The following is a 6,000-nucleotide window of genomic DNA, read 5'->3' as shown; positions in this document are numbered from 1 at the left end:
TAGGTCCTGTTGACAAAGTACGGCAGCCATATCTTTGCAGCAGCCAGGGCAAGGAATGCGGAGAAGGATTTTCGGGTTTTGTCGTATCGGGTCGCAACGCGACGGAACTGCTTGAGGCGGTTGAACATCCGCTCGATACGGTTCCGGTCCTTGTAAGCCTGGAAGTCGCAGGCAGGGGGATTCTTTCGGTTGGCCTTTGGCGGAATGATCGGGCCTGATGCCGTGGATTAGGAGTTCTTCAACGCACGAAGTCACCGTCATAGCCTTTGTCGGCGAGAAACAGCCTCGGCTTGCCGACAGGTATCGCCAGCAGGTCCGGAACGGCGTTGTAGTCCGAAGCCTCTCCGCCCGTCAGGACGAAGCCAAGAGGGCGTCCTTGACCGTCTGCTCGGGCGTGGATTTTTGTCGTAAAGCCGCCGCGTGATCGACCAAAAGCCTCCTGATAAGTCCCCCTTTAGCGCCCGCAGCCTGCGAATGGCCGCGAACCGTGGTGCTATCGATCATGTGCTGCCAGTCATCCGTCAGCCCCAGTTCAACCAGGGTCTCAAGCATAGCGTCCCACACGCCCTGTTCGGCCCAACGGCGAAAGCGCACATAGACCGAATTCCACTTTCCGTTTCGTGGGATGGCCGAGACTTCCTGCCACGTTCGCTGGGCAAAAGCCCTTCGATGATCCGCCATTCCATATCCGTCAGGTCGCCACGAGCCAAAGCTGCCTCCTAAAAAGCAGTCTTGAATCACGCTTCCGCTGATTTGGGAATCCACTTTGTCAACATGGCCTAGTGTGGCTTGTAATTGCCTAACAATGTCGATCGCCGCCCCTTCAGAATTCCGAGCTTGTATCGCGATAGGTCAGATTCGAAAGGGGCCAACGGCAGGCCTAATGGGCAGATCGGTTGTGTTACCACTCCACGAGAGGAGTTTTCCGCTTCTAAGCCGCGAAATTCTTGGAGCTGCTGTCTTCAAGGATGAAGTTCTTCCGATCTTTTGACGGGCGCATTCTGCCCTTCAACGTCGATATCGCTCAATTCTGCTCGGAGCTGATGGCTGGCGACCGAACATCTGGAAGGGCGATTGGGAACGCTGATGGATACAATGCCGATACGGCAGCAGAAAACAATCTCGTCGTCGAGACGCGAGATTCAAGCCCATTTGAGGCAGCCTGAAGGTTATCAATCCTTGCTTTGCCTACGCCCTCATTGCGGGTTGCCGGTTCCAGTCTCGTCAGTAGATCGAGAGTTAAAACTGTGAAACGAAACGGCGGGAACGTTTTCCGCCCCGCCGCCACTTTGAACTATGTGACCCGTGTCAGAATTCTTCCCAGGTATCGTTTGCGGTAGCAGCTGCGGCGCCGCCACGACCACCAAAGGCTCGGACGATTTTACCCACCATACCGCGGGCGGGCGAGGACGAAAATGTCGAACTGTGCGACACAGTCATTGCGGATGCCGTGCTACGCAGCGCTGCAGCCTGATAGGTGTCGCCCATGGCGGTTTGGCCGAGCTGAAACTGGCTGATCAGTTCGCGCAGGCGGCTGGCTTCGGCGGCGAGTGTGGCGCCGGCGGCATTTGCCTCTTCGACCATGGCGGCGTTCTGCTGTGTCACTTGGTCCATCTGGTTGATCGCGGTGTTGACCTCGGAAAGGCCGACAGATTGTTCACGCGCCGATGTGGCGATGGAGTCCATGTGCTGGTTAATGGTGATGATATGGGATTCGATGGTGCGAAGTGCCTCACCTGTATCCTTAACAAGCTTAACCCCGGTGCCTACTTCGATTGAGGACTTGCCTATGAGATCTTTGATCTCCTTGGCAGCCTTGGCTGAACGTTGCGCCAATTCGCGGACTTCTTGCGCAACCACGGCGAAACCCTTACCGGCCTCGCCCGCGCGCGCCGCTTCGACACCGGCGTTCAACGCCAAAAGGTTGGTCTGGAAAGCGATGTCGTCGATGACGCCAATGATGTTCGAGATCTGGCCTGACGATTCCTCAATACGGCTCATCGCCGCCACGGCATTTGCAACGACAGCACCGGAATGGCGAGCGCTCTCGTTTGCCTGAATGGCCACACTGCGTGCCTCTTCGGCGCGCTTCGAGGAGTTTGTGACGTTGACAGTGATCTCATCCAGTGCTGCTGCAGTCTCCTCCAGTGAGGCGGCCTGCTGTTCTGTGCGCTTGGACAGATCGTCCGCACTGTTGCTGACCTCGCGCGAACCGCTATCGATCGAGCTAGTGGATTGGGAAACAGAGCCGAGCGTGCCGCGCAGTTGTTCGACGGCCGCGTTAAAGTCGGCGCGCAGGCTTTCGAAATCAGGTGCAAATGGGCGGCTTAGCTCGAACGTCAGATCTCCCGACGAAAGGTGCTTTAGGCCAGTGGCAAGACCGTTTGTCGCCTCGGCCATCGCTTCGGCGCGGACACGCTCTTCCTCGGCGTTCAGCCGCCGCTGTTCCTCCGTCATCTCGCGCTGCTCGGCAGCTTGGCGTTCCAGTTCCTGAGTTTTTAAGGCATTTTCCTTGAATACCTGCACGGCGCGCGCCATGGCGCCTGTTTCGTCGGCACGCTCCTCACCCTCGATCTTGGCAGAAAGGTCTCCCGCCGCAAGGCGCGACATCGTTCCTGCTAGGCCGCCAATAACGTTGCCAAGTGACTTTGCGAATAGGAAGAAGGCGACCATTGCGATCAGGGAAGTAAGTGCGGTGGCGCCGATCATCGTCAACAGCGCTTTGTGCGCCTCGGCAATAATCGCGGTAGCATCTGTCCCTATCTCAAACACTCCAATTTTGTCGCCCGAGAAAGAATTGAAGGGCACTGCCTTGATGAGCATGTTGCGTCCGTCGAGAACCGAAGCCTCAAACACCGGCTTTCCATCGAAAGCAGCTTGGATCGTCTCCGCAGGCAGAAGCGGCATGCCGTTTTCGGTTGAGGACTGGTTCACAAGCTTGCCATCGGAAAGCACGTTCACGGCGATCTCGGCGCCGAGCCGCTCTGCAAGAGGTGCGAAATAGGCGTTAGAGAGCTCAGTGCCGACATCGACGACGCCAACGACCTTGCCGTCCATGACTACTGGCGCGACTGCGTAGACACCAATTCCCGTGCGACCGGGCTCAATTCCGGCCGCTACCTTGCCCGTCGAGACGGCTGAAGCGACAGTCTTGCGGCGATTTAGGTAGTTGTCGCCAAATTTTTCCGGCGCGTGCGCTCGAGCAATCACGTTGCCTTGCGCATCGGCAATAGTGATGTTCTGCAACCCGCCGGTCTTAGCTACTGCCTCGATATTGGCAGAAAACTCTTTAAGGAGATGCTGGCGATCGTTGCTGAGGATGTATCCTGCAACATCGGGTTCACCGGCAAAAGCCAAAGCAAGCGCTGATGCGGAACGCTGAACAGCATCCATGTCGGTTTGGATGACGCTGAGGTCGCTTGCCGCTATGGTCCGGAGCGCTCTGTCATTCATTTCGGACTGGCGGTGCCAAGCCAACCCGCCAATCACCGCGCTCGCGAAAAGGACGGCAGCGAAACCATATCCCGTGATCCTGATCCAAAGTGGTTTTCTCACGGCGTCTGCAATCATCTGAATCCCCTTCGCGAAATGCGTCCCGTGCAGGGACAATCGGGGAAAAACCTCAATTTTTCATAAAATTATCTAACTTCCGGTGGCTGTTTGACAAGCCGACGTCAAGGAGCAGGGTCAGCGCGTGTTGCATGGGTATCACCGGACGAGGCAGCACGCCGGGTGGAAATCAGCTGGCATGCGTATCCACCGCCAGAGCATTGAAGAACTTCCGCGTGCGCACCATGCCGTATTCTTTGACGGCACGGGTGAGGGCGGTACGATTGCCTTGCCGGGCACGTTCCCTCACGCGGGCCAGTATCGGATCTCGGTCCTCGGCCAGATTGTCGAAATTGTTGACCAAGTCGACCAACAGGAATTCTTTGGTCATTGATCGTTTCGAAGCTCATAAGCTCTTAGCAATCGCTTAACAACTGCGGCGGCCTCCGTCTCCGCTTTGAGAATTCCTTCCGAGCTTCAAGTCACTCGCTGACATCGTAGGGTGCCTGGACGCGGCCGGGGGCGTTGATCCGCTTGCCGCGGTGGCTGCCTGATGTGCTTTCCACTGATCGACGAAACCGGCATGCCGTTGGCAATGGCGCGCGCGCGGCCGTTCAATGTCCGGATCCCGCAGTCGCGACTACTCATCACCCAAACTCGCGCGACCGAGAAAAACGAGTTGACGCTCAAAATAATTGTCGCTACTGTACCAAACAGTACAGAGTTTACCGAATAGTACAAATAAGAGTTTTGAAAAGGAAACCCAACATGTCACGTCCTCCGCTCCCCCCGTTCACATACGAAACTGCTGTCGAAAAGGTCCGGTTGGCCGAAGACGGCTGGAACAGCCGCGACGCTGCCAAGGTCGCGCTGGCCTACACCGCTGACACCCGCTGGCGAAACCGCGTCGAATTCGCCACCAACCGCGAGGAGGCCCAGGCTTTTCTGGAGCGCAAGTGGAACAAGGAGCACGAATATCGCCTCATCAAGGAACTCTGGGCATTCACCGGCAACCGCATTGCGGTGCGTTACGCCTACGAATATCGCGATGACAGTGGCCAGTGGTTCCGTGCTTATGGTAACGAGAACTGGGAATTCGCAGAGGACGGCCTGATGGCGCACCGCCACGCATGCATCAACGAAATGCCGATTGCTGAAAGTGATCGCCTGTACCATTGGCCGCTGGGCCGTCGTCCGGACGACCACCCCAGTCTCAGCGATCTGGGCCTCTGATCATGGCCCGCATGGTCGCTGAGAGATCCGACGCCATCGCCTCCCTGGCCGAAGTGTTTCGCGAGCATGGATACGAAGGTGCGAGCCTTGCCTTGATCGGCAAGGCCACGGGCCTAGGCAAGGGCAGCCTGTACCACTTCTTCCCGAACGGGAAGGAGGAGATGGTCCGGGCTGTGCTTGCCGAGATCGAGCAATGGTTTGAAGATTCCGTCTACGCTCCCCTGCGGGACGGAGACGATGCCGACGCCGCAATCGCGGCGATGCTCGAGGAAACTGCGAAATACTTCAGGTCGGGCAGGCGTGTCTGTCTTGTCGGTGCCTTGGCTGTCGCCAACACCCGAGACCTCTTCGCCCAAGCCATCCGGGGCTACTTCGTCGCCTGGGTAGACGCTCTGCAGGCAGCGCTTGTCCGGCAGGGCCGTGACGCCGAGCAGGCGCGCCTCCTCTCGGAAGACGCCGTTCTCGCCATCCAGGGCGCGATCGTGCTCTCCCGGGCATTCGACGATCCTGCCGTCTTCGAGCGTGCAATCGATCAGCTCCACGCTCGGTTGGCGTTCAATGGAAAGTCGCTCGACGACAGTGCCTCCGGTAACAGGTTGCTTTGATCCCTTGCTGCTTCCTAACCTGAAATACTGCATCCGCAGGCTCGCCGCCGGGGAGGGTACGGGGAGTTCTAGGGCAAGATCGGGATCCTACAGCGGCAAATCATAGCATTGACATTTAAATATACTTACCTGGCTTGAAAAGTTGGCGGACAGAGCCTGCCCTTCCCAAAGGAGAAGCGACGCTGACACCAGCAGCGTTCCGACGGTTAAGTACCAAAGGGTTTATAAATCGATCTGCATTGCTCTGCCTGCCTTATGTCATAGGCTACAGGGTGCTCTTTATAAGATCCTTTACGTCACCTCTCATATCGCGGACATGGTGGCGTAACGTTAAGCGTGCTTTTGAGTACGGGCATTAAGTCTCGGGGCATAGGCTCAGCGGGAACCGGAGATGCAGCCAGACCGCATGGGCGATTATCTGCGGCGGAAAAAGATGGTCCTTGTAGCTGACGTTCGGCGTGGTCATAGAGATCACCTAGTCTTCGACCGTTAAGCTACCAACAACGTGACAACGCCGGTGCGCGCCCTCATGGGCGGCGACAGAAGCCAAGCTCTGCATAATAACCCAGCCTTGCCTCACCGATATATAATTCCATATAGGAGAGTTCGGCGA

The 6,000-nt window shown here is 57.4% G+C and carries 4 protein-coding genes and 2 pseudogenes; 2 read left to right on the top strand and 4 right to left on the bottom strand.

The window, feature by feature from the left end:
• From B3605_RS25870 to B3605_RS04355, 3 genes and pseudogenes are all read right to left on the bottom strand, one after another.
• Positions 1-710, bottom strand: a pseudogene (locus tag B3605_RS25870) (IS5 family transposase); the annotation flags it as partial.
• Between the two features lie 598 nt (positions 711-1,308).
• A complete protein-coding gene (locus B3605_RS04360; protein ID WP_183796439.1) occupies positions 1,309-3,570 on the bottom strand; it encodes a methyl-accepting chemotaxis protein in 2,262 nt (753 codons plus the stop codon).
• Between the two features lie 169 nt (positions 3,571-3,739).
• Positions 3,740-3,940, bottom strand: coding sequence for a hypothetical protein (locus B3605_RS04355; protein WP_296432529.1), 201 nt, complete (start codon positions 3,938-3,940; stop codon positions 3,740-3,742).
• Between the two features lie 377 nt (positions 3,941-4,317).
• Here B3605_RS04355 and B3605_RS04350 point away from each other — a divergent pair, with 377 nt between their 5' ends.
• Entirely contained in the window at positions 4,318-4,782 is a 465-nt protein-coding gene (locus B3605_RS04350; RefSeq protein WP_112944232.1) for a DUF1348 family protein, read from the top strand.
• A gap of 2 nt (positions 4,783-4,784) precedes the next feature.
• A complete protein-coding gene (locus B3605_RS04345) occupies positions 4,785-5,387 on the top strand; it encodes a TetR/AcrR family transcriptional regulator (protein WP_183796437.1) in 603 nt (200 codons plus the stop codon).
• A 370-nt stretch (positions 5,388-5,757) separates the two neighbouring features.
• Here B3605_RS04345 and B3605_RS04340 read toward each other — a convergent pair.
• A pseudogene (locus B3605_RS04340) lies at positions 5,758-5,853 on the bottom strand (IS6 family transposase); the annotation flags it as partial.
• Positions 5,854-6,000: the final 147 nt, after the last annotated feature.

The sequence above is a fragment of the Rhizobium sp. UBA1881 genome, assembly GCF_002338015.1.
GTDB lineage: Bacteria > Pseudomonadota > Alphaproteobacteria > Rhizobiales > Rhizobiaceae > Rhizobium.
The sequence above is the reverse complement of the archived record's forward strand: the minus strand, read 5'-3'. Positions and strand labels throughout refer to the sequence as shown.